Annotated in this window: 19 protein-coding genes and 1 riboswitch; of the genes, 15 read left to right on the plus strand and 4 right to left on the minus strand. The window is 37.8% G+C overall.

The genetic code is table 11. From position 1 onward, the window contains the following. Window positions 1–9 precede the first annotated feature (9 nt). Complete coding sequence (locus tag ESZ26_RS14715) at window positions 10–1,371, plus strand: formimidoylglutamate deiminase (protein ID WP_146800223.1); 1,362 nt, start codon at window positions 10–12, stop codon at window positions 1,369–1,371. Between the two features lie 85 nt (window positions 1,372–1,456). Here ESZ26_RS14715 and ESZ26_RS14720 read toward each other — a convergent pair whose 3' ends face one another. Beyond that, entirely contained in the window at window positions 1,457–1,813 is a 357-nt protein-coding gene (locus ESZ26_RS14720) for a hypothetical protein (protein WP_146800224.1), read from the minus strand. A 134-nt stretch (window positions 1,814–1,947) separates the two neighbouring features. Here ESZ26_RS14720 and ccoG point away from each other — a divergent pair, with 134 nt between their 5' ends. The 4 genes from ccoG (at window position 1,948) to ESZ26_RS14740 (ending at window position 11,245) form a co-directional block, all read left to right on the plus strand. Continuing rightward, window positions 1,948–3,381, plus strand: a complete 1,434-nt coding sequence (gene ccoG, locus ESZ26_RS14725) for a cytochrome c oxidase accessory protein CcoG (RefSeq protein WP_170246391.1) — start codon at window positions 1,948–1,950, stop codon at window positions 3,379–3,381. After that, window positions 3,381–4,358: a serine/threonine protein kinase gene (locus ESZ26_RS14730; RefSeq protein WP_146800226.1), complete on the plus strand. Its 978-nt coding sequence runs from the start codon at window positions 3,381–3,383 to the stop codon at window positions 4,356–4,358. The genes ccoG and ESZ26_RS14730 overlap by 1 nt, the downstream gene beginning before the upstream one ends. 48 nt (window positions 4,359–4,406) lie before the next feature. Beyond that, complete coding sequence (locus ESZ26_RS14735) at window positions 4,407–5,039, plus strand: thiol:disulfide interchange protein DsbA/DsbL (protein WP_146800227.1); 633 nt, start codon at window positions 4,407–4,409, stop codon at window positions 5,037–5,039. 167 nt (window positions 5,040–5,206) lie between these two features. Continuing rightward, the gene (locus tag ESZ26_RS14740) at window positions 5,207–11,245 is read left to right on the plus strand and encodes a beta-propeller fold lactonase family protein (RefSeq protein ID WP_146800228.1); all 6,039 of its coding nucleotides are present in this window, start codon (window positions 5,207–5,209) and stop codon (window positions 11,243–11,245) included. Window positions 11,246–11,278: 33 nt separating this feature from the next. Here the strand turns inward: ESZ26_RS14740 and ESZ26_RS14745 are convergent, their stop codons facing one another. Genes ESZ26_RS14745 through ESZ26_RS14755 form a run of 3 tightly spaced genes read right to left on the minus strand, consistent with a single transcriptional unit; the run spans window position 11,279 to window position 14,755 of the window. Next, window positions 11,279–11,947 (minus strand): TVP38/TMEM64 family protein, encoded by a 669-nt coding sequence (locus ESZ26_RS14745; protein ID WP_146800229.1) that lies wholly within the window; start codon window positions 11,945–11,947, stop codon window positions 11,279–11,281. 9 nt (window positions 11,948–11,956) lie between these two features. After that, entirely contained in the window at window positions 11,957–14,059 is a 2,103-nt protein-coding gene (locus tag ESZ26_RS14750; RefSeq protein WP_146800230.1) for an SHOCT domain-containing protein, read from the minus strand. Window positions 14,060–14,104: 45 nt separating this feature from the next. Further along, a complete protein-coding gene (locus tag ESZ26_RS14755; RefSeq protein WP_146800231.1) occupies window positions 14,105–14,755 on the minus strand; it encodes a single-stranded DNA-binding protein in 651 nt (216 codons plus the stop codon). A 118-nt stretch (window positions 14,756–14,873) separates the two neighbouring features. Continuing rightward, a riboswitch (TPP riboswitch) is annotated at window positions 14,874–14,992 on the plus strand. Between the two features lie 89 nt (window positions 14,993–15,081). On the opposite strand from ESZ26_RS14755, the gene ESZ26_RS14760 reads away from it, so the two are divergent. From ESZ26_RS14760 to cysC, 10 genes are all read left to right on the plus strand, one after another. After that, complete coding sequence (locus tag ESZ26_RS14760; RefSeq protein WP_146800232.1) at window positions 15,082–17,205, plus strand: TonB-dependent receptor; 2,124 nt, start codon at window positions 15,082–15,084, stop codon at window positions 17,203–17,205. 38 nt (window positions 17,206–17,243) lie between these two features. Next, window positions 17,244–17,399 carry a hypothetical protein gene (locus tag ESZ26_RS19275; protein WP_170246392.1) on the plus strand — a complete coding sequence of 52 codons (156 nt, stop codon included), beginning with the start codon at window positions 17,244–17,246 and terminating at the stop codon, window positions 17,397–17,399. A gap of 350 nt (window positions 17,400–17,749) precedes the next feature. Then, on the plus strand, window positions 17,750–18,016 hold the full coding sequence (locus ESZ26_RS14765) for a hypothetical protein (protein WP_146800233.1): 267 nt from the start codon (window positions 17,750–17,752) through the stop codon (window positions 18,014–18,016). Then, complete coding sequence (pnuC, locus tag ESZ26_RS14770; RefSeq protein WP_146800234.1) at window positions 18,016–18,687, plus strand: nicotinamide riboside transporter PnuC; 672 nt, start codon at window positions 18,016–18,018, stop codon at window positions 18,685–18,687. The genes ESZ26_RS14765 and pnuC overlap by 1 nt, the downstream gene beginning before the upstream one ends. A 4-nt stretch (window positions 18,688–18,691) precedes the next feature. Further along, the gene (locus ESZ26_RS14775) at window positions 18,692–19,630 is read left to right on the plus strand and encodes a phosphotransferase (protein ID WP_146800235.1); all 939 of its coding nucleotides are present in this window, start codon (window positions 18,692–18,694) and stop codon (window positions 19,628–19,630) included. 362 nt (window positions 19,631–19,992) lie between these two features. Beyond that, complete coding sequence (locus tag ESZ26_RS14780) at window positions 19,993–21,027, plus strand: hypothetical protein (protein WP_146800236.1); 1,035 nt, start codon at window positions 19,993–19,995, stop codon at window positions 21,025–21,027. Between the two features lie 375 nt (window positions 21,028–21,402). Beyond that, a complete protein-coding gene (gene cysD, locus ESZ26_RS14785; protein WP_070375155.1) occupies window positions 21,403–22,311 on the plus strand; it encodes a sulfate adenylyltransferase subunit CysD in 909 nt (302 codons plus the stop codon). Beyond that, on the plus strand, window positions 22,311–23,723 hold the full coding sequence (cysN, locus tag ESZ26_RS14790) for a sulfate adenylyltransferase subunit CysN (protein ID WP_146800237.1): 1,413 nt from the start codon (window positions 22,311–22,313) through the stop codon (window positions 23,721–23,723). Before cysD ends, cysN begins: the two co-directional genes overlap by 1 nt. A 155-nt stretch (window positions 23,724–23,878) precedes the next feature. Further along, on the plus strand, window positions 23,879–25,603 hold the full coding sequence (locus ESZ26_RS14795) for an SLC13 family permease (RefSeq protein ID WP_146800238.1): 1,725 nt from the start codon (window positions 23,879–23,881) through the stop codon (window positions 25,601–25,603). A 32-nt stretch (window positions 25,604–25,635) separates the two neighbouring features. Then, window positions 25,636–26,286 (plus strand): adenylyl-sulfate kinase, encoded by a 651-nt coding sequence (gene cysC / locus ESZ26_RS14800; protein WP_146800239.1) that lies wholly within the window; start codon window positions 25,636–25,638, stop codon window positions 26,284–26,286. The last annotated feature ends 10 nt before the right edge of the window (window positions 26,287–26,296 follow it).

Below are 26,296 nucleotides of genomic sequence, written 5' to 3' on the forward strand. Positions count from 1 at the left end.
GTATTTTTGATGAAGTTATTTGCAGAACGTATTTTATTAAGCAGTGGTTGGCACACACAGCAAACATTAACCATAGAAAATGGTGTGATCACCGCGATAACATCAGGCTGTATTGATGGCGCTGAAAAAGTAGCCGTTGTTATTCCTGGTATGGTCAATTGCCATTCTCATGCCTTTCAGCGAGCCTTTGCGGGGTTTAGTGAACAAGGTAGCGAAGGGCAAGACAGTTTTTGGACATGGCGAAGCATCATGTATAAGTTTATCGATCAACTGACGGTAAACGATGCCGAAATAATTGCCCAACAGCTTTATATTGAAATGCTTAAAATGGGTTATACCCGCGTTGCAGAATTTCATTATTTACATCATGAAATTAACGGGGAAAACCATGTTGAACTTGCGGCCATGGCAAAAGCTATTTTTAAGGCCAGTCAGCAATCGGGGATTGGCTTAACATTATTACCGGTACTTTATCGTTTTAGTGGTTTTGGTCCTTTACCCGCAAATGATGGTCAAAAGCGCTTTATTAATTCAGTTGAACAATTCAATCAACTGGTTAGTGACTGCTTTACCTTAAGTGCACATTATGAAAACACCAATGTTGGCATTGCGCCTCACTCGTTAAGAGCGGTTGACAAAACGTCGCTAGAGCAAGCGGTAAAACATGTTCGTAGCTTAGATGATAAAGCGCCGGTGCATATTCATATCGCCGAGCAGCAAAAAGAAGTTGACGATTGTGTAGCGCATTATGGTCAACGTCCGGTGGAATGGTTATTAAATAACGTCGTATTAGACCGGCAATGGTGTTTAATTCATGCGACACATATCAATGAACAAGAACGCCAAGGAATTATTGCCAGTCAAGCGATTGCAGGAATTTGCCCTACCACTGAAGCAAATCTGGGTGATGGTATTTTTCCGAGCAGTGAATTTTTAGCTGAAAATGGCACCTTAGCGATTGGCTCCGACAGCCATATTTCAGTGAATCCTATAGAAGAATTACGTTGGTTAGAATATGCCCAACGATTAATTAAGCAACAGCGTGCTATTTTGGCAACAGAAAAACAACCGTCAGTTGGTCGTCATTTATGGCAACAAGCGGCGTTAGGTGGCGCTCAAAGTACTAACAGTAATACCGGTGAATTAGCGATAGGCAAGCAAGCAGATTTACTGGTACTTAATGCCAAAAAAGTGGCTTTATTTGCTCACCATGATCAACATTTATTAGACAGTATGATTTTTGCGAGTCAGCAGAATATGATTAACGACGTGATGGTAAATGGCCACTGGGTGATTAAAGCCGGTGTTCATCACTTAGAGCAAGTGTCTGAGCAAGCATTCTCTACGTTATTGGCGAGTCTTTCTGCTTAGCATTACACTGTTATCGAGTATCTAAACTTTAGGGTTTCTCGATAACAGTTCTTTTACCTTCAATAGGTTATTAATGTTTATCTGCCTATAACAGCGCACTATACTGGGCAATCGTCTGACAAACTTTCGCTTGGTTTTCACTGTGAAAATGAGGGGATTGCTGCTTAGCATTACAAAAATCAGTAAAAAAGGCTTTTACGGCTTTTCTATCTCGGGTTATTTCTTTTAAAAAGTCCTGCTCTTCACTGCTGAAATTGGCAAGTTGACTCTTTAAGTCAGTATAAATTTTATCTGCTTTTAATCTCACTTTGGTATCAGTAGCTTCTGAAAATGCATTAGTAATGACGTTTTTCTGTTCTGAAAACCATTGGTCTACTTCTGGTTGTGGATAAAAGTGTAAAAATAATGCAGCGGCAACGATTAAGATCAATAAATTTTTCATAATTTTTTATATAATTGAATGATTATATAAGAATAATCAATTTTGGGCTTATTCACTAATATTAATTATTTTATAACGTATTTTTAAGTAAATATCGTTATAATCTTGGGGCTCTCGTATATCAAGGATTTATCGTGAAATCAGAAGACAAGATCAAAAAAGCACAGCTACAAATTCCCGTTAAAAATATTAAAATACATCAACCCAATCAGGTAGAAACCTACCAGCCCCGTGATCAAATTTATGTGCGTAAAGTAAGTGGTATTTTCCAATTACTGAGACAGCGGATGAACTTTTTTTTCTTAGCCCTTTTTGCGCTGCTACCTTGGTTGCGATATAACGATCACCAAGCCATTTTATTTGATATCGCAGAACAACGTTTCACGCTATGGGGATTAACCTTATGGCCACAAGATTTAACCTTACTCGCTTGGCTTTGTATTCTTAGTGCTTTTTTACTGTTTTTTGTTACCACCTTTTTAGGGCGTGTTTGGTGTGGGTATTTATGTCCACAAACTGTCTGGACCTTTATTTTTATCTGGTTTGAAGAAAAAATTGAAGGTACGGCTAATCAGCGTAAAAAACTGGACAGTCGCCAACTTGATTTTGACAAATTCTGGCGTAAAGCCTTAAAACATACTTGTTGGTTGTTTTTCTCGATACTAACGGCACTAACTTTTGTGGGTTATTTCGCACCGGTAGATGAAGTGTTTATTAACTTTTTTACTTTTCAGGCTTCGTTTGCTTTAGCGGCTACTGTTTGGTTCTTTGCTTTTTGTACTTATGGTAATGCTGGCTGGATGCGTGAAATTATGTGTCTACATATGTGTCCTTATGCGCGTTTTCAATCGGCGATGTTTGATAAAGATACCTTAACGGTTTCATATGACTTTAATCGCGGTGAAAACCGTGGCGCACGTTCTCGTAAGATAGCACACGAATCGTTAGAATTAGGTGACTGTATTGACTGCAACCTTTGTGTGCAGGTCTGTCCAACCGGTATAGATATTCGTAATGGCTTACAATATGAGTGTATAAACTGTGGTGCATGTGTCGACGCATGTGACGGTGTTATGGACAAAATGAATTACCCAAAAGGGCTAATACGTTACACCACCGAACATGAATTACAAGGCAAAAAGGTTCACTTTATTCGTTCAAAATTAGTAGGTTACGCCATAGTTCTCGTGGTTATGTGTAGCTTGCTGGTATTAGAGATTGTAAATCGAGCTCCGGTGACGATGGACATTATTCGCGACAGAAATGAATTGGCTAAAGAGAAGTTTAACGGTGATATAGAAAATGTCTACACCTTAAAAATCTTAAATAAATCACAAACCGATAATGTTTACCGCTTGTCTGTTAAAGGCATTGAAAACACTAAGTGGCATGGCGAGCAAGAAGTTATGGTAAAAGCGGCTGCCGTGTATACTTTACCGATGAGTCTGTCCGTCGACCCCTATGAACTAAAAGGCTATATGACCGATATTTCATTTGTTATTGAGTTGGTTTCAGAGGAAGATGATGTTTCTCTTGAACATGAAAGTAGGTTTTTTAATAAACGCTAATGTCTGTATTTGATTTTACTACCCTATCGCCCGACTTGATCTTAGATGGCCTAGAAAGTACTGGCCTCTTTGTTGATAGTGGTTTGCTAGCTTTAAATAGTTATGAAAACCGTGTTTATCAATTTCATGATGAAGATAAGAAAAAATACGTTACTAAATTTTATCGGCCGCAGCGCTGGACAGAAGCCGAGTTGAGGGAAGAGCACAGCTTTGCTTTTGAACTGGCCAAACATGAATTACCACTTGTTGCACCGATAAAAATTGGCGGAGAGTCACTTTTTTCTCACCAAGGTTTTCATTTTGCTATCTATCCTTGTCGGGGTGGACGTATTTTTGAAGTCGACAATTTAGATCAGCTTGAATGGATGGGACGATTTTTAGGGCGTATTCATGCCGTCGCGGCAACAAAACCTTTTAAACATCGCCCGACCTATAACAAGCAAGAAATGCTCTTTCAGGCCACAGATATTATAAAAGATTCAGGTTTTGTGCCACACTATCTGAGCAAAGCTTTTTTTACTATCTTAGAACAAGTTGTTGATATTGCTGCTCAACAATATCAACCTAGCCATGAAATACGTTTACATGGCGATTGTCACGCTGGTAATATTTTATGGACAGATAAAGGTCCACACTTTGTCGATTTAGATGATTGTCGAATGGGACCGGCTATTCAAGACCTCTGGATGATGCTTTCAGGTGATCGCCAGCAGCGGTTATTACAACTGGATACTATGCTTTCGGGATACGAAGAATTTTATTCATTTGAACCCAAGCAACTTATTTTGATAGAATCATTACGTACTATGCGTGTTGTTAATTATATGGCTTGGTTATGTAAGCGTTGGCAAGACCCAGCGTTTCCGCATAACTTTCCATGGTTTAATACCGATAAATATTGGGAACAGCAAATTTTAATGTTGAAAGAGCAAGTGTCTGCGCTTCAACAGCCACCATTAAGTTTATTACCTGCATAATTATTAATTGTAAATAGCGCAGGGCTATTGTTTGAGGAAAAACGTTAAATGAAAAAATTAGTGAGTTTATTTGTCATGTTATTATTGCCATTAATGGCATCAGCGGCAAATTATCAAGAAGGTACGCATTACACCATCGTTAGCGAGCAAGCGACCAAGAAGCCTGAAGTACGTGAATTCTTTTCATTTTACTGCCCACATTGTTTTAAGTTTTCACCGTTCATGACCAGCGTGAAAAAGCAGTTACCAGCAGGGGTTAAATTTGAATTTAATCATGTTGATTTTTTACGTGGTGCTTCTCAGGTTATGCAGGAAACGTTAAGTAAAGCGGTAGTTGTTGCCGAACAAATGGACATGGAAAGTAAGCTAATGGCTGCACTTTTTAATTATATTCATGTGCAGCGCGCAGTCTTTACTTCTGAAAAAGATATCCGTAATGTTTTTGTGTTGAATGGCGCTGATGGCGAAAAGTTTGACAAATTAATGAAAAGCTTTGGCGTAAATAGCCAAGTAAAACAAATGAAGAAAAAGCAAACTTATTACGCAAAAAGTGGTGGCTTAACAGGTGTTCCAGCCGTTATTGTTAATGGTCGCTATAAAATTGAAAATGCAGCTTTAGACAAAAATAACTTTGAAGCTGACTACAACAACTTAGTGAAGTATTTGTTAACTCTCGACTAAATGACAAGGTTAGACTAATAATAAATTTTATAAAGGGTTAAACATATTAATGTTTAGCCCTTTTTTAATTTATTGGATAAATATTTGCAATACATATTTACTTACACTAATGTTTCTACGTTAAGTCGTATAAATTTTCAACAAAATCATATATAAGGATATAAATAATGAATTATTGTTCATTAAGAGCAAATAGGATGCTATTGCTCAGTGGTAGCTTATCGTTTTTACTTATTTCATGTGGTGGTGGAGGAAGTGACGCAAAGTCAGCCGCTGTTATACCGCCCCCCAAACCTGAACCCACTCCAACTTACCAAAATATTACGGTTATAGATGGTTATATTCGTGGTGCTATCGCTTACATTGATCTAAATGATAATAAAGTGTTAGACGATGATGAACCCTGGATTGAAACGGGCGCTAGTGGCTTTGGTCAGATAGACACCACGTCATTAGGACTGCCACCTGAAGATATAAAAGTTATTGTCACTGTTCCTGCGGGGGCGGTAGATGAAAGTACTATCACGAATGAAAATCCTGACGGTATCGCGATTACCGAAGCAACCGCTTTTCAAATGTTATCTCTTCCTGGGGAAAATATTGCTACGCCATTAACTACGCTGGTCTCTATCTCCGCTGAAAGTAATGGCGATATTGAAGCAGCGAAAACTGCAGTCGCTGAAAGTTTAGGGATTTCTACCGATGATCTTTTAAGTGATTATTTAGCGGCTGAAAATCAACAGTTAACGGTATTAACCGAGCTTATTATTGCTAACCAAGTTATCCCCAAAGACTTAACCAATGATGTCACTGCGGGAGAACTCTTAGTCGCAACGAGCGTTTCTTCACAAATATCATCTATTGTGCAACAAGCTAACGAAGCGGGTGTTTTAGTTGAAAATAGCGCAGCCATTACGGCGGTTGCTAATGCTACGGCAACTGCTGTTATTAATTTTGTTGAAGGTAATGCTAGCGCATTAACAAATGATACCAATGATAATTTTACTGCTGTTATTGGGTTATTAAATGAAAATACTTATCATTCTTTTGCAGCAATAGTGACAGCTACCGAAGAGGTTTCAGCTGAAGATATCGCCCAAGCTAGTCAACAAGCCAACGTAATGGGAACTGTTATTGCGGATTTATTTGTTGAAGAGCTCAGTTCTAGCGATGCTATTACAGAAGACGATATTGCAAATGCTGCTGTTATTATCGAGGTTATCAATGAAGTTGTTACCGCGATGATTACTGAAAATGGTGATGGCACTTTAGATATAAACTTATTGACTGAGATTGCAGTCATTACCGCAGAAGCGGTAGAGGAACAGTTAGAGGTACTGGAAAATAGTGGCTTAACTGATGAAGAAATTGCTGAAGCCCTTGCTGTTGCTGCTGCCGAAACTGCTACTAATCTAGAGGAAGCCGCAGAGAGTGGTATTGTACTTGATGATTTCGATGGTGATGGTATTGCCAATGAAAATGACACTGATATTGATGGTGATGGTGTTTTAAATGAAAACGATGCTTTTGATTATGATGCCACTGAGTCTGTAGATACCGATCTCGACGGCGTAGGCAACAATGCGGATCCTGATATCGATGGTGATGGTTATTTAAATGACAATGATACTTTCGCACTAGATGTTACCGAATGGGTTGATAGTGATAACGATAACCTAGGAAATAATGCGGATACTGATGATAATGGCGATGGCTTCAATGACACAGCATATAAAGTTACCGCTCAAGAAAAAGATGGTTTGATTGAAGGCGCTCAAGACTTTGTAGTCAGTGCCGATGGTAAGTTTATGTATATCGGCAGTGAAAATGGACTGCTGATTGTCACGTTAGATGAAAATGGTAAACCAACCGACAATACCGAGCTTGTTAGCTCTACTGAGTTAGGTTCACGCTGGAATAGTTCAAGCTTTTATATCGATTTTTCTCCCAATGGCAAGTTATATTGGGGTATGCAAAGCGAAATTAATTATGTTCGAACTAATGTTATGAGGGTGTTTGATGTTGATACGCAAACGGGTAGTGTTACATCAACCCAAACCGTTTCTTTTGAACAATCATCGGGTATTGCGGCCAATCAACCTGAAATTTTTAAATTTTCTTCAAATGGTCAGTTCCTTTATGTAACCATGCATTACGGGGATGCGGACAATGAATTGCTTATCTATAAAGTTGACACTGAAAGCGGTCATTTAAGCTATGTAAGTAACTATGATTTAGATACTTTTGGTTACCCAGACTACGAACACAATTTTGACATCTCTTTTGATAATAAATATTTATATTACGGTTACACTAATTACGACTTATTTCCTGCAGCACCTGCTTTAGCCGTTATGAAACTTAATACAGAACAAGGCTTTGTTATAGATTCTTGGGTACAAGAATTTGATATGGAATCTAGCGGTTTATCCTTTGTTACTTCTAAAGTCAGTGATAAAGCTTATATGACAGCGGGCGGCGATTTTATGGTGCTAGATGCAGAAGCCAATGGTGGTTTCTCAATTGCAAGTTCAATGACTTATGATTCATCAAAGCCAGCTTCTTTCGCGCTTAGCCTCAATGAGGCCGAAAACTCAGCTATCGTATTTAGCAGCAACTCTACTACAAGATTGAATCGACTTGACCATATAACCCTCGATGAAAATGCAGTTCCTGAAGTGACATTTTCAAAAGTTGCGCTAAAAGAGTTGTCATTATCACTACACTACTCAGGTAATGATAATCAAATTAATTGGCTTGGTTATTACAATGACATTTTATACAGTCTTGATCTAAGTGAAGAAACAACTGATATGACTCCATTTGGCTCACAATATCTCGATGGATTAAAAGGTACATTACTAAACGAAAACAGTACTTTATCAGTTAATAATCAAGGGTTAGCGGTAACAATTACCGACTCAGATAGTGACCAAGGATTAGTTGTTAACCATTATCAACAGCCTGAACTTATTGGTTTAGTCAGAAGTAGTATTGCCCTTGATCAATCGACCTTACTGTTCATAACCACTGATTATGAAATGGATAAGCCTAGGACTATTTATGTGACCGCGTCTATTCCTGACGAGGGCTCGGCTTTACTAAATCCTGTTACGCGATTTCTAGGCGATAGCGATGCAGGCTATCGTATTTATACTGTTGTTAAAGTGCCCGGTAAAAATCAGATTTTGGCCTATGAAAGAAGTGTTAATACTGAGCAAACACTAGGTTATTCGCTTTATACCGTTGAATCTGATGCGAGCTTAACTTTTGTCAGCGCTTTAATTGGTGTTAACGGCAATTTGCCTAATTTAAATAATTTAACATTTGATGGTGGTGATTTTTATAATGGTGGTAAAGCTTTTAGTTTAATAAATGATGTAATAGTACAGCTTGATGAATTACCAAGCGATACTCACCAATTTATTTATGCTAAGGACAAAGCGTTTTTCTATAACCTTGTTGATGAGCAATTAATTAGCTATGAAAATAACAGCCAAACAGGCGAATTAACTCAAATTTCAGTAGTAGAAATGCCAGGTACTTGGAGAATGACTAAGGTATCAGAGCAGCACTTTTTAATTACATCACTAAATAAAAATCAAAATATTACGGTAAAATCAGTACAAGTAAATGAAGACGGTAGTTTAGCTTTTGTGTCAACTTCTTCAGTTACCACTGAAAGCGATACAGAGTACTTTGTTAATACTTACCCCGTAGAAAATAGCGATGTTGTCTGGTTATTTGTACAAGGTGGTTTTTACGATGTCATCAAAGTTGAACTTGCTGCTGATACTGATTCTGATGGCGATGGTGTCTTTGATAATGCCGATGTATTTGACTTAGATGCAACAGAAACAACCGATTTAGATAAAGATGGTCTTGGTGACAACTCAGATCCAGATATTGATGGTGATGGCACCTTAAATGACGATGATGCTTTTCCATTAAACCGTTTTGAATGGCTAGATACCGATGGTGATGGGCTGGGTAATAATTCAGATCCTGATATCGATGGCGACGGTTACTTAAATGAAGATGACGCCTTCCCACTAGATAATACCGAATGGGTTGATAACGATGGTGATGGCCTAGGAGATAATACTGACACTGATGATAATGGTGATGGGATTGTCGACTCTAACATTACAATAATGGCCCAAGAAAAAGATGGTCTAATTGAAGAAGCTCAAGACTTTGTTTTTAGTGCTGATGGTCGATTTATGTATGTTGGCAGCAAAAATGGCTTAGTTATTATTACGATAGGTGATGATGGACAAGCAACAGGAACTTCGCAACTAGTAACACCAAGTGAACTTGGCTTAGAGAATATCTCACACACCACCTATGTAGACTTTTCACCTGACGGAAAGCTTTATTGGGCCTTATATGCCAAAACACCAAATGCCAGTGCCAGTACTGGTGCAATGATGGTATTAACCGTTGATAGCGCTGAAGGCACGGTCGTTAGTTCGCAGTTCAGTTATTTATCAGAAATTACTGATGTTTCTGTAAACTCAGTTGAAATGTTTCAGTTTTCTTCAGATAGCCGCTTCTTATATGCTACGGCACATTATGGTGATAGCGGTGATAATTTACTGGTTTACGGAGTTAATACTGATACCGGACATTTAACTTATATTTCTGCTTTTCCACTTGATCAATATCCAGATTATGAACATAACTTTGATATTTCTTTCGATAACCAATATTTGTATTACGGGTATTCAACAGGCATACCTAATGTACAAATATTAACTTTAGATCAAAACTCAGGTGAAGTGATTAGCTCAATAACTCAAAGCTTTGATCAGTATAGTTCTTATGGAATGTCGTTATTAACATCGAAAGTAACGAATAAAGCCTATATAGCCGCTGATGAATACTTCATGACGTTAGATATAGCAAATGATGGTAGTTTATTTGTGGATGAAACGATTAACTATAACATTCCTGGCTCTTTTGTTACGGCTATGGATATTGATGCTACAGACAGTAAAGTGGTTATTATGAGTAACATTAATGGTCGAGATAAAATCAATTATCTAACCATTAATAACTCAGCTATTACTCATCATTTTGGTAACTCTGATTTAGATGATAATGTCTATGACATTCATCTTAATAATGAAGGTAGCAGAGCAACTTGGATTGGCTTCAATAATGATATTGTTAATAATATCGATTTAACTGAAGAAGAAACGATTAACCAACATAAATTTGGCGCTAAAGGCCTTGATAATTTAACTAACTTTAATGTGGTTAATGATAGTGTTCTAGCCTTAAACCGCCAGGGTAATGTGGTAAGCATTGGATACTTAGGTAATGGCTTAGGTTTAACGACCAATGCATTTCCTAGTTTGGATCTGAGTAGCGCTAATGTCCGTTCTTCCGTTCTTTTCGATGAAGGAAAAGTGATGTTTTTTACTGATGACATTTCAGTGGCAGAAAGGAGAACACAATATACTGTGGCAGAAATACCAACAGCTGGCAGTGAACTTGTAAATGTTCAAACGTATTACCTTGGAGATGGTAGTGGGCGTTATACCGTTTATAAGAGTCTTTTACTGCCAGGAAACCGTTTATTAACTTTTGAAAATAATAATAACTTTAGTTCTTACTTGGGTTTAGCGTTATATCAGATTGAAGATAACAACCAACTGACCTTATTAAGTAGCTTTGAAACCGCTGAAAATAATTATGACCCTTATTATCAATGGGACAACTTGACAGTGAATGGCTACGATATTCACCTTAGCGGTAAAAATTATACTTATGAAAATAACGTTATAGCGGTTAAAGAAAGTGTCTTCCCAAGTTTAACCGCGTTTGTTTTTTCCACCGACAGTGCCTATGTGTTCAGTCTTGAAGCTAACGATGATAATAATGATAAACTTGTAACGTATACTCATAATATCAACACTGGGGCTTTAGTAGAAATTGCTGCCGAGGTACTTGTGGGACATTGGAGTATATCATTGCTAGATAGCGAGCAAATACTTCTCGTAGCCAGTAATATTGATAAAACCATTGCTGTTAATTTAATGGATATCTCAATAGGCGGTAATATTACCAGTGTTGCTACCTCAACGGTTACAACAGCAAGCGACGTTGAGTATAAAGTAAACGTTCGAAGCTTCGAAGATACCGTGTGGCTATTTGTTGCGGGTGGATATTTTGATGTTATCAAGTTAAGAATAAATTAAGGTATTGATGTAAATTGGTATATTAAAAAGGAGCTAAGTCGCTCCTTTTTTATTGCGCTTCTTTTTTTTTCTATATAATAAATACCCAAAAATTAAGGCAACAACGAGTAAGCACAGGCTCAGTACTATTTGTTGGTTCTCTCCAACTTTAATACCTGCGCCAAGTAATGAAAATATCAACATCTGTGGAATAAAGCCAACACAAGTGCCAGTAACGTAAGGGATAAATTTTACCTTAGCAATACCTGCCAGTATGTTGGTTAAAAAGTTAGAACCCGCAGGTAACAAACGAATAACTAGCGCCTTACTAAAGGTATCTGTTGAGAAAAAAGTAGACAGCACCGTTACTTTGTCGGGATAAGCGTCAAGTACTCTTTGTCTAAAAAACGTTTTTGCGATAAATAAAGTTAGCATACAACCAAGTGTTGCCGATAAAGTGGCTAGTAGCGTTCCGTAAAAAATGCCAAAGATGTAACCACAAGAAAAAGCAGCGACTTGCCTGGGTAAACCGATACTGGTCAGTAATGCCAATAGGCTTAAGACCATTAATACCCCCAGATATCCTTGAGGAATAAATTGATCAAGTAGCGGCTGTAGGTTGTTGTTTTTTAATACATCTAAAGAAAATAGCACGCTAAAAAGAATGGCAATACTAATTAACGTCGTTATTAAAAAAAGTGTTTTAGTTTGTTGGCTCAACATACACCGATATTAAACCGTCATGTCCGATAAAATTTTAGCCTTAGCTAAACTAAATTCTTCATCAGTTAAAAAGCCTTGTTGCTTTAAATCAACAAGCTTGTCTAGGGCATTTATTAATTCAGAGTCATGGACGACTATGTCGTGTAACGCTGCTGCAGTTTGCTTATTAGGTAAAGGTTCTTCTATAACGGGTATTTCAATCGCGTCAGGCTTGTTCTTGGCTTTCTTAGTGACTTTTTTTATGGCGCTCTTAACAACCGTAACTTGTATTGGCCGTGTTGCTGTCGCGTCTGGGTTCAGTTGCTTGGCAATAAACCAACTCCAATCAATTAACGATTCTAAAGTATCAAAATATTTAGTTTTGGTTAGGCGTTGGTTACCTTCTCTAAGATATAAACATACAACATATATTTTAGCGTTTTTATCAGTTAAATAAAGCTGCACTTGTCGAGTCTCATCATTAATAAGCTTATGCCGATGTGCTTGATTAAATGACAAGCGTAGCTGATTCTCGTATTGCTCACTATAACCATGGTCGATATCTTTATTAATAATACTGACGTTACTATCGTTTATTAAAATTTCGCTCTTAGCAATATCGTCAATAGCCAATTGGCTGTCTATTTCTGACTGATGGCGCTTGTAAAACAATACCGCTGTTTGGCTACTGTCGAGTTCAAAGCGGGCAAACTGACTTCTTAACTTGGCTTTTTTATTGATCTTTTTTGGCCGTAATAGATAGAAGACCACCGCGATAACCAGTATCAACAAGGTAAGCAGTAGTTTGCTATAAGCGTTACTGTTTACTGGCGATGTTTGTTCATCGTTTTTATTATCGGCTTTAATATTCTTACTGTTATCAGTTTTTAATGGGATAGCCGTTACTGATAATAGTTGCTTGCTGGTTAAATCTAACAGTAAAGGTTCACCACTATGATCAAAGAGCAATGATACGTTATTTTTAGGAGAGAGTTCATTACTACTAAACGACAAAATAGGTAATGCCGCAGTGCCATTTTTGGTCTCACTATTTTCCCTTGTGGTATTTAATTGGGCAAGTTGCCAATTTTTTGTATTATTAATAAGATATAAGATACTGCCTACTGACGCTTTTAGATTTCGGCCATAATAAGGGAGAATATTTTCACTAGACCCTTGCGTCGATTTCAGCGGAAAAACAAGGTTTTTTTGGTAGGATTCACGCCAGTCAGCACCTTTACCGGCAACAACAACTTGGTGATCGCCATCGTAATCATGCTCTACAAGTAATGCACCATAATGCTGTTTTGACCACGAAAAAGAACGGATTTTTTGAGCCCCTAAAATAAAAATCTCATTATTAACATCATTTGTTTTCACAAAAGGGTTACTACTTGGCACCCTATAATTTCTTAGGCCAAATTTTTCAGGATTAATACGTAATACAACGCCTGAATATAAAGCCGCTTTATTAATGTTTGGCAGGCGGCTGCTGTCAGATAAAGCAACATGCATTAAGCCATAATCGTCGTGCCATACTTTATTGTAGGGATTAAAGGCAATTTTCTGGATCTGATGTGTCGCAGTGGGCACTGCAATTCTTATCACTTCTCTGCGCTGCTGGACATTAATTTTATTTTGCGCTGTGCTGTCGTATTGCCATTGCGTTATAACTGCGTCAAATGGTAATGCCACCGGATCCGCTAACAGTGTTAATCGTGCAACATTATTATTTGTTTTAGCGGGTTCAATATGCGCGGTAAAAAAACGTTGGTAACCGGCTTTATCTGCTAACGCAAAACTTGGATGTAAGGTTAATGTGGTTAATTTGACTTGTTTATCGGTGCTGTGATTATTTAAAGGTAAGCGAGCTAAAGAAGTAAGTGTGGCGTCGTTAAGTAAAGATAACTCGCCGGCTTCGTCTGCAATTAAGTATCGATGTTTATTATCACGCTCATTAGGTAATGCAATAACGGTTATTTTATTTTCTGCACTTAGACTAGGTAACTGCGCTACAACCTCGAGCCGAACGTCTTCAGCGAGCGCTGTTAAAGACGTTAACAGGCAATAAAAAGCCAACACCATTGGAAGTGCTCGCTGAGTTGTTTTTTTTATATAATGAAAAACGTCCATATTTCGCCAACAATCCAAACTTTATAAAATTATAGGGAATCAGTTTTAATGTTTCAATAAAATGACTTGGTGTGAATCAATAAATTGTGATTTTTTACTATCATTGAGATAGCTTAACCTACCGTCAACAACTAATTGGTCGCCTAGTTCGGCCTTATCCTTAATATATTGTGCTTGTTTTCCCCAAATATGTACCGAACGTTCAATAGAAATATTTTGGGTTTGCTGCGTTATCGGCGAATACACTAAGTTATTAACAGTTAAGTTGAGCGCAACTAATTCTTTATTATTCTCGGTCAGTACTAAATTAATATCACTGCTTATTTCACCACTCATATGTACTTGGTTTATTGATTGCGCGTAACCTTTTGCAAATGTTTGTGCGTAAGTGGCGTGTAATATTTCACGATTAGCTTTTTTACTATTAAGTAAATAGCCTTGCACTAAAATAACATCGCCTTTTTGCGAATGAATAAGCGAACGGTCAACAATATCACCAATAACTTTAACCGTATGATAACTCGTCCATTCTTTAAATTGTTGGCTGGTCTTGTCAAACCATCGGCTATGGGTTGCTAATACTAACTCAGCTACAGCAACGACCGGGTTTGCTTGATAACGAATATCAGGTTTAGCAACTAAATTCCCTAATAAGGTTACTGAACATAAATGATTTTGGCTTAGATGATTTGTCATGGCAATTTAATAAAAAAAACTATAGTGCTAATTTACTGAAAATCATCAGATTAAGCAAATACATGGCAATAAATAACGATAATTTTCTGTACATTGATCATAAAATTGTTAGTATGCCGAACAAACCAAGGGGTGCAATAAAAAGCTGTTGTTAATAGGCTTTTGTATTGCTGAGAATTTTTACCCTTAATACCTGAAACGGATAATGCCGGCGTAGGAATGGTTAATATGTGAATACTTATCATAAACACTTAGTTTAAGTGGTTACTTATGGTGTATTTGTCTTATTGCTCTTTTTTGCTTGCATGCCATAAAAAGAGTGCTGTATGAACGTTATAAAATCTCCCATTTCAATCGCGGTAACCACGACTTTATTGACTTTTGCTAGTGTCACCCAGGCAAATGAATCAAATGATATTGAGCGTATAACTGTCACTTCAAGTTTCAATAAGCAATCTTTAGCGCAAGCCCCTACAAGTATTGCAATCATCGACCAACAAAAAATAGCTGAACAAGGCATTCAACATTTTGAAGAAGTTATTAGTGGTGTCGCCAACTTAAACTTCTCTGGTGGCACGTCTCGTCCGAAATATTTACAAATTAGAGGCGTGGGCGAACGCTCTGAGTACCGTGGCGCGCCAAACTCATCAGTGGGTTTCATTGTCGACGATATCGATTTGTCGGGCTTGGGCATGGCAGCTTCTATGTATGATGTTCAACAAGTTGAGATCTTAAGAGGTCCACAAGGTACACGTTTTGGTGCCAATGCACTCGCGGGTTTAATTTATATCAAATCAAAAGACGCAACTCAAGTACCCGAACATGGTTTTAAAGTAACGTTAGGAAATGACGACTTAATTAATGTTGCCGGTTATAGCGCTGGTGCTATCAGTGAAGACTTGAACTACCGCATATCATTAGAGCAACATCAACAGAACGGTTATCGAGACAACCTTTACTTAAAGAAAGATGATACTAATGGCATTGACGAATTCTCTGGAAAGTTCAAATTGCAATATACGGCAACAGAAGATTTAACGGTTGATTTTACTTATATATTTGCTGATAACGATAATAGTTTTGACCCATGGACTCTAGATAACAACGGCTTTAATACGCTAACGGATAACCCCGGTGTTGATAATCAAAAATCGCATGGCAGCGCACTAAAATTTAGTTTTAATGGTTTATCATTTGCAAAATTCGAAGCGATAAGCAGCTATACCACCACAGAGCACCAGCACGCCTATGACGGTGATTGGGCAAACGCAGATTATTGGGCAAGTAAAAATTGTGATGGTGCGCCATGTGAATACAGTTACCTGTGGGATAAACGCGCCGATAGAGATGTTTGGTCACAAGAGTTTCGCTTATCATCAAATGATACATCAAGAATTTTTGACAATACAACGGCTTGGTTAGTTGGCACTTACCTTAGCAAAATGAATGAAGATAACGACCTTGACTCTTTTTATAATGGTTGGGCAGACGAAGTACTGGACTCGACATATTCAGCTAATAATTATGCCATTTTTACCCAGTTAGACAGTGTTCTTAACTATGGTCATCAGTTATCAGTAGGTTTGCGCGTTGAAAAACGTTCAACCGATTACAGCGATAGTGCTGGCGATGAGTTTGATCCGTCTGAAACCATGTGGGGCGGACACATCGCCTTAAGTAAAATTATTAACAATGAGCATTCTGCATACGTTCGTGTCGCGCGTGGTTACAAAGCGGGTGGCTTTAATATGGATTTACCCGAGCAATTAATCCAATTTAAAGAATTTGATACCGAAGTATTAGTCAATTACGAATTAGGCCTGCAATCGAATATGCTAAATAACACCTTAGTCAGTCGTTTAGCCTTATTCTATATGGACAGACAAGATCAACAAGTTAATGCTTCTCAACAGAACCCTGATAAACCACAGCAATTTACCATTTACACAGCAAATGCCACCAGTTCAAGCAGTTATGGTTTGGAACTTGAATTAAGTTACCAAGTTAATAATAATCTAACGATCGACTCAACAGTGGGCTACCTAAACGCAACATATGACGTTTATGGCTATTCTGACAAGTACGGTACAAACATCGACATTTCAGGACGCGATTTAGCACACGCACCGAGCTATACCTTTAGTCTTGGTTCTACTTATCGTAGCGATAATGGCATTGTCTTCAATGTGAACTGGTCAGGCAAAGATGAATTTTTCTTCTCTGACAGTCATGACGAAAAAGCGTCAAGTTCTAACTTATTGAATGCAAAAGTTAGTTATGAACTTGCTGATTGGTCTATTTCACTTTGGGCTAGAAACATAACCGATGAAAGAATTGCCACACGTGGCTTCTTCTTTGGCAACGAACCTAATTTAGATTGGGTCGCTAAAAAATATCAACGCTTTGGCGCACCAAGACAAATTGGCGTAACGTTTGATTATAACTTCTAAAGCTATGAACTCTTGATTTAACAAGGTGTCATCGTAAATTGACACCTCGCCATGTTGTGGTAGCTTGTCGTCATGCTGAATTTACATCTCGTCATGCTGAATTTACATCTCGTCATGCTGAACTAACATCTCGTCATGCTGAACTAACATCTCGTCATGCTGAATTTATTTCAGTATCTGTATTTGTTGTTTAGAGTAATGAGATCCTGAAACAAGTTCAGGATGACGGATTTCTCATTCAGGATGGCGGGTTTTTTGTTCATGATGACAGAGTTGTCGTCATGCTTAACTAACATCTCGTCATGCTGAATTTATTTCAGTATCTGTATTTGTTGTTTAGAGTAATGAGATCCTGAAACAAGTTCAGGATGACGGATTTCTCATTCAGGATGACGGGTTTATCGTTCAAGATGACGGATTTCTCATTCAAGATGACGGGGTTCTCATTCAGGATTAGCGATTTCTCATTCAAGATGGCGGGTTTATCATTCAGGATTACAGAGTTCTTGTTCATAGAAAAAGTGCAACACTATTAGGAAATAACATGAAAATATCAATTGAAATTAGCTTGTACCCACTAGCTGAAGAAAAATTTAAAACTGAAATCTGGGCATTCATTAAACGACTACGTAATGTTGCGGGCTTGAATGTGGTGACTAATGGCATGAGTACACAAGTATTCGGTGACTACGATTTAGCGACCAGTCATGTCATGGCAGAAATAAAACATGTCCATCAAACCTTAAATGCTGCTGTTTTTGTGTGTAAGTTTATTGGTGGCGATCGCTCAGAAGTAGAAGCTGAAAGCTAATGGTTGAATCTTTATCAGCAACAGTAAATTATTTTACGCATTTGCCTCTCTGGGAATTATTAGCGGTAATTTCGGCATTATTTTATGTGGTGTTAGCGGCAAAAGAAAATATTTGGTGTTGGCCCGCTGCATTAGTCAGTACCGTTATATATAGCGTTATTTTTTATGATGTATATTTATGGATGGACGCCTTATTGCAGGTTTATTATTTAGCGATGGCTGTATTTGGCTGGTATTGCTGGCGTAACGTTTCGCCCGCGCAAAATAACGCAACAAATAACCGTAATAAAAGCACGGTATTAACCATTCAAAGCTGGTCGCTATTATTCCATCTTAAGGTAGTGGTATTACTAACTGCTTGCTCTTTGGCTGTCGGTTGGCTAATGGACAATTACACGCCAACACATTTCCCTTATTTAGACTCGGCAACTACAGTCTTTGCGGTTTTTGCGACCTATTTAGTTACTAAAAAGGTCTTAGAGAATTGGTTGTACTGGATAGTCATCGATTTTGTGTCTATTTATCTTTATTTAGAAAAAGGCTTACAACCTACCGCGGTGTTATTTGGCTTATATGTAGTAATGGCTATGGTGGGTTATGCAATTTGGTATGGTAAATATCAAAAGAGCCACCAACCAGCAACGGGCAACATAGCCTCTGCGACTGAGTAGTTGAGTGGCGGCTTTAATCAATCAAAAAATTAACAGTCTTTCTGAAGAAATTAAAGCTTTGCCTTATTTTGTGAATGGCGATTGTAAAATTGAGCGATTAACTGGTGGTGAAAGTCATCAGTGTTTTAAAGTCACGGTTAATAAAAATGCTATCGAAAAAAGTGTTTTTGTAAAGTCTCTCACCGGTCATCAACAAACAGCACAAGCCGAGATTGCCAGTAACTTAGTAGCAGCAGAAAAGGGTGTAGCACCCGCGATAATTTATTATTCAGCATCATGGCTGGTGGCTGAATTTATCACGGGCAATTCCTTAACAGATTTTTATCAGCAACAAACTGGCAGTGCAACTATGAACAAAGTTACGGTGGCGATGAACTTAATGGTAAAAACTCATCAGTTAACACCGCCGGTCAATCATCCCATTCTGGCGATTAAAAAACTGCTTTATCGTCAAGCCTCTAATATAAAACTTTCTCAGTACCAGCATGTCGCACTAGATAATATAATCGGTGAAATAACCCCTCTGCAAACCAAACATAGTAACTTGGTGCTTTGTCACGGTGATGTTAATTATGAAAATATTCGTTTAAGCGCTTCGTTTAATGCTGAAAACCCACTAGAACATGCTTGGTTAGTTGATTTTGAATGCAGCTCTTTAGCTGAAGCTGAATATGATATCGCGATGTTTATCGCGATTAACAAGCTAGGTATTAAGGATATAAATGCTGTAATACATGACTATCAGCAATTTTCTCATGCAGCAGTTAACGAAGATAAAGTGCGCGCTTATCTCGCTTGTTGTTATCTCATTAATGGTCTGTGGTATTTTGAAGCTGGTTATCAGCACAAACAAGCGCAAAGATTAATTGCCAATGCACACCAGCAGCTTATACTTTTTGACCAATTAGGTTTGTTAAAAGAAAAAATAACATTACTATTTTAATGCGCATTATCTTGGTTATCGTCGGTAATCCGCTTAATAACAGCTATTTTTGTAAAGTAGCTATGTTGATTTAATTACTTATTATTTAGTCGATAACGTTGTTTTTTTTAGCGCGGTTTTTTTGGTGTTACAGTTATTTACTTAAGTTATTGAACGGGCAGTACTGTAATAAAAAGGTAATAAATTAAAAGAAAGACTTAAGATTTTAATAATTCAAATTAGCCATTAAATATTTATTTTATTGTTATTCTTTTTTGTTGATCAGCCGTGATGTCGATGCTAATATTTACTACAAAGATCATTCTGTTGTTTATATATAACAAGGAATGTTAGGTTTTTTACTTTCAAATCAGGGATTAACAATGAATAAAATTATGCTTACAACGGTTGCTGCGGCAATTTCTTTGACTTTATCGGCCTGTTACCAAGATGACGGTACTGTTCTTGCGCCAAACAAAGCGCCGCCAGAGCCTTCTACATTAGATGTTTCAGGCTCTGGTATCAAAGGTGTATTAGCTAACGCTTTAGTTGAAGTTTTTGCTAGCTCAGATTTAGAAACGGCTCTAGCTAACACTCAGACCGATGAAAATGGCGATTACACACTTTCAGTAACTGATGCTTCTGGTGATGCAATCACAGGTACTTTTTTCGTACGCGTAAGCGCTGACGAAGATACTACAATGATTTGTGATGCTACAGCTTGTGGTGACGTAGTTCGCGGTGGTGTTGTTCCAGCTTCACAATTAGTGGGCTTAGAGCTTTCAACGATGAGTAATTCAGACGGTAGTGGTGAAATTTCTGCTGAAGTTAATGCACTAACTACACTTGCAACAGAAACTATTTTAGCTGTTATTGAAGACGATGCAGACATCGATCTTTCTGATCCTGAAGTTTTTGCAGCGTTTCAAGTAGATGCATCTCGAGTTATTGGCGCTACTTTAGGTTTAGACTTGTCTGAAACTAACATTTTTGACGTTGTTATTGTTGATGCTTCTGTATCTGCAGATGTGTCAACAGAAGATATGCTAGCAGCAACGTTAACGCTTATTAACGGTTCGCTTTCAGGTTTAGAGCCAGGCACTGATGAAACTCTTGCTGATGCAATAAAAACTTATATAGCTGCTGTTAGAGTGGTTACTAAAGCGATTATTAATAACCCTGGTGCAGCATTAGATGCTGATACAGTTGCAGCAATGGCAAGAATCAATGCTGTTCAAGCTACAGTTTCGCAAGCAATTAATGACTTAGCGGTCATTATTTCAGGCGATACCGGTGTTACAGTGGGTATTGTAAATATTCCTGACGTGATCAACCCAAGTGATATTGCAGCTTCTGTTGATCTAGACGACGACATTACTGGCGGTACTGGTGGTACTGGCGGTACTGGCGGTAACTAATCTTAGTAACTGTTATCTACATAAAAAACCGATAGATTTATCTATCGGTTTTTTTTGCAAAAAATACTCAATAATAACGATATATATAGATAAATAGACCCGCATAATCAGCTAAATATTTAATTGCAGAGTAAACCCGTCACCGCCATAATCATTGTAAGATAGTGATATTAAATGATACTAGCATAGCGGTTGTAACAGACACTCTTATCTAGGTTGTTTGAGCTTAGTTGTCCAAGTTAGCTTTAGCCTAGCTATGGTGAGTTTATTGCAGGCTAGTTATAACCTAAGTTATTTAGTTATTTCGCTATTTCATTTTGGTTTGATATAATTTTTTGTAAGATTTCGACATCAAAAATGTAAAATAGGGCATATATGAATAAGAATAAATTAACACATTTAAAAGCACTGGAAGCTGAATCCATTCAAATAATGCGTGAAGTTGCTGCTGAATTTGATAATCCCGTTATGTTGTATTCAATCGGGAAAGATTCTTCTGTTCTATTGCATTTAGCGCGTAAAGCTTTTTATCCAGGTAAAATTCCCTTTCCATTAATGCACGTTGATACTGATTGGAAATTCAAAGAAATGATTGAATTTCGTAATAATCTAGCAGAAAAGTATGACTTTGATTTAATTGTTCATAAAAATCCTGAAGGGCTTGCCATGGGTGTAGGTCCGTTTACTCACGGTAGTGCAAAACATACCGACATCATGAAAACACAAGGTTTAAAGCAAGCATTAGACATGCATGGTTTTGACGCCGCTTTTGGTGGTGCCCGTCGTGATGAAGAAAAGTCTCGTGCTAAGGAACGTGTTTACTCATTTCGTGATAAAAATCATCGTTGGGATCCTAAAAACCAACGTCCAGAGCTTTGGAATATCTATAACTCTAAAGTTGATCAAGGCGAAAGCATTCGTGTGTTCCCGCTATCTAATTGGACCGAACTTGATATTTGGCAGTATATTTATCAAGAAGATATTGAAATGGTACCACTTTATTTTGCAGCCAAAAGACCTGTTGTTAAACGTGATGGCTCGTTAATCATGGTAGACGATGAACGCATGCCTCTAAATGAGGGCGAAGTGCCTGAAATGAAATCAGTACGTTTTAGAACACTAGGCTGTTATCCACTTACCGGCGCTATTGAATCGACGGCAACAACATTACCTGAAATTATTCAAGAAATGCTGTTAACAACCACTTCTGAGCGACAAGGCCGAGTGATTGATAATGATTCAGCCGGTTCAATGGAAAAGAAAAAAATGGAAGGGTACTTTTAATGAACAATGAACAAACATTATTGGCAACAGATATTGAAGGTTACTTAAAACAGCATGAAAACAAAGATATGCTGCGTTTTATTACCTGTGGCAGCGTAGATGACGGAAAGTCGACATTAATAGGCCGTTTACTCTTTGATAGTAAAATGATTTTTGAAGATCAGATGGCGGCCATTGAAAAAGATTCTAAAAAGTTTAATACCACAGATGGCGACTTTGATTTAGCGTTACTCGTTGACGGTTTACAGTCTGAACGCGAACAGGGTATTACTATAGATGTTGCTTATCGTTACTTTGCTACTGAGCAACGTAAATTTATTATTGCCGACACTCCTGGCCATGAACAGTATACGCGTAATATGGCAACGGGTGCTTCTACATGCGACTTAGCTATTATATTAATTGATGCCCGTCATGGCGTGCAAGTGCAAACCCGACGTCATTCATATATCTGTTCATTATTAGGTATTAAGCATGTGGTTATTGCTATTAATAAAATGGACGCGGTAGATTATGATCAAAAAATATACCAAAAAATTAAAAGTGATTATCGTGAGTTTGCTAAATCATTAAAAATTGAAGATGTTCGTTTTGTGCCTATTTCAGCTTTACGCGGCGACAACGTAGTCAACGAAAGTGAACATATGCCTTGGTACCCAGGCTCACCTTTACTTAAGTTATTAAATACCGTGCAAATTAGCGGTGAAAAAAATAGTGCTTTTCGTTTTCCTGTTCAATATGTCAGCCGTCCTAATTTAGATTTTAGAGGATTTGCTGGCACCGTTGCCTCAGGTGAAATACGTGTTGGCGATACCATTGTTGCCTTACCTTCTGGCAAGCAAAGTAAAATAAAGTCGATAGTGACTTTTGATGGCGAACTCGAAACGGCTTATGCTGATATGGCGGTAACGCTAACGCTTGAAGATGAAATAGATGTTAGCCGTGGCGATATGATCGTGCGACCACATGAGCAACCAGTTTCTTCAAACACGTTTAGTGCTGATGTTGTGTGGATGGATGAAGCCGCATTGCAAATAGACCGTGAATATATTATTAAAGTGGGTACTCATACTACCTTTGGCTCTGTTGATAAAATAGCATACAGCGTCAATGTTAATACCATGGAAAAGCAAGACGTACAGCATTTAGCCTTGAATGAAATAGGGCGATGTAACTTTACGTTAAACGAACCTGTGCAGTTTGACGCTTATCAAGAGAACCGTCAAACAGGTGCTTTTATTATTATTGACCGTTTAACCAATGCAACGGTTGGCGCAGGTATGATAGCTTCACAACTGACGCAATTGGAAAGAGCGCAGCCTAAAAAGTACAGTGATTACGAACTTGAACTGAATGCTTTTGTTTGTAAGCACTTTCCTCATTGGGGAGCTACAAATTTAGCTAAAAAGTAACTAGGCTAAAAGATGTAAACTAAGGGCAATGAGGAACGAGTGAGAAATAAGATGGTAGCATTTCTGTTTCTTGCTAAGCCGCTTTGCTCTTAGTTATTATTTGCCGTTAATTTTTCCTTAAAGTTAGCCGTTAAAAGTTAACAGGATTTATATATTTGAATATAGATGCAGCATGCGTATTATTAATTTTTATTAGTACGATTATAGGCTTATTGAAGTTTCAGAAGCAGCCTGCAAAGGTGTTTGGCTTTACTTTTTTTGCCTTGATTATTAGCGGCCAAGTTTCAAATGAAGCTGTGCTAGCCAGTATGTCTAATAAAGGCTTAATAACGCTTATTTTGTTGATACTGTGTTCTTTAGCTTTAGAAAAAACTCGCTTACTACGTATACTCGCCAGCAAAGTTTTATTCTCAAGTTATGCCAAAACATGGATCAGACTTTTTAGTCTAACGGTTGTTTCTTCAGCCTTGTTAAATAATACCGCCGTTGTCTCTACCATGCTGGCACCGATTCGAAACAACCCTTATCATTCTGCTAGTCGGTTATTATTACCCTTATCTTATGCGGCTATTTTTGGTGGCACGCTCACCTTAATAGGCACTTCTACCAACCTAATTGTTAATAGTTTAGTGTTAAATGCAGATCTGCCAACGTTAGGTTTTTTTGATTTTTTTCCGGTCGGAATTTTTATAGTGATCACTTGTGGCTGTGCGTTGTGGTTTTTATCTAAATATTTACCCGAGACAGATATAAATTCAACGTTAGAAAGCTATTATTTATTAGATGCTAAAATAGAACCTAACTCGACGTTGGTTGGCAAAACGGTGGAAGAAAACGCTTTAAGGCACTTAGACTCTTTGTTTTTAATTGAAATAATACGTGCTGGGCAAACCATTACACCTGTTTCACCCGACCAAGTTATTTGTGCCAACGACAAGCTAATTTTTAATGGTGACGTTACTAAAGTAAACCAGCTTAAGCAATTTGATGGCTTAACTGTTTTTGCACATAAACAAGGTCTGTCTGATGACAACTTAACGGAAGTCTTTGTTCGTACTGAAAGTGTACTCATTAATAAAACATTGAAAAGTGTTGGTTTTAGAGCCAAGTTTGATGCCGCTGTGGTGGCAATGAAAAGAGACGGGCAAACAGTTACAGGTAAACTCGGCGATGTAAGCATACGTCCGGGTGATTACTTAGTGCTAGCCACAGGCCAAGATTTTAAAGCCAGAAACAATGTTGATAAAAACTTTATTGTCGTGAACGGCGTTGAGCCAGAATCAAAACTTACCGGAAAAAAAGAACCTTTTGTTATTCTAAGTTTCTTCTTAACCGTGGCGTTAAGTGCACTAGGGATTATTTCTTTATTTAAAGGAATGTTGGTGCTTTTTGCTTTCTTCTTACTGTCGAATTGCTTGTCTAAAGACGAAGTGATCAGACGTTTCCCGATACAAATTTGGCTGATTATTTCTACCGCGCTAATGCTTGCCAGTGCGTTAATAAATAGCGGGTTATTAACGTCTCTTGAAACTATTACTTCTTTTTCGGGCAGTCTTTCGCCGACCGTTGCCTTGATTATTATATTTTTATTAACGGTATTATTAACCGAATTGGTCACAAACAATGCCGCCGCCGCGCTAATATTTCCTATAGCTTATAGTATAGCGTTGAACTATGGCGTAAATATTACCCCCTTTATTATGGCGGTAGCCTTTGGTGCCAGCGCTAGTTTTATTAGTCCGTATGGATATCAAACCAATTTAATGGTCTTTAGTGCCGGGCAATACCGGTTAATAGATTTTATAAAAATAGGTGTGCCAATTAGTGTTATATATTGCATTACAGCGATATGTAGTATTTTATATTTCTTCCCTTTTTAGCTATTAATAGCGTTCAATGATAAATGTGAATTATGAAAAAAAGTAACCCAGCAAGTCCTTATATAGAAATAAACAATACAGAAAAATCGTCAGACGTTGTTTGGCATCAACAGAGTGTAACCGCCGAACAAAAGTCTCAATTAAAAGGCCATCAAGCGGTATTGCTATGGTATACCGGCTTAAGTGGTTCGGGTAAGTCTACCGTTGCCAATGCGGTTGAGCAAAAGTTACTGGAACGTGGCTGTCACAGCTATTTACTTGATGGTGACAATGTTCGTCACGGTTTAAATAACGATTTAGGTTTCACCGACGAAGACCGTATTGAAAACATACGCAGGATAGGTGAAGTTGCTAAGTTATTTGTAGACGCAGGTTTACTTGTTTCAACGGCCTTTATTTCGCCTTTTCAAAAAGACAGAGACCAAGCAAGAGCATTACTCAAAGATGCGTTATTTTTAGAGGTGTTTATTGATACGCCTTTAGATGTTTGCGAAAGCCGAGATCCTAAAGGTTTATATAAAAAAGCAAGAGCGGGTGAAATCGCTAACTTTACCGGTATAAGTTCGGCTTATGAAGCACCTGAAGCTGCTGAAATACATATTGAAACAGCGCATTTGTCTATTGAGCAATGTGCTGATTTAGTGATAGACGCGTTAATAAAAAAACAAATTATAAAATCGTAGTTTTTTAGCT

Origin of the sequence: Colwellia hornerae, assembly GCF_007954355.1 — a bacterium.
In the GTDB taxonomy this organism is placed as follows: domain Bacteria; phylum Pseudomonadota; class Gammaproteobacteria; order Enterobacterales; family Alteromonadaceae; genus Colwellia_A; species Colwellia_A hornerae.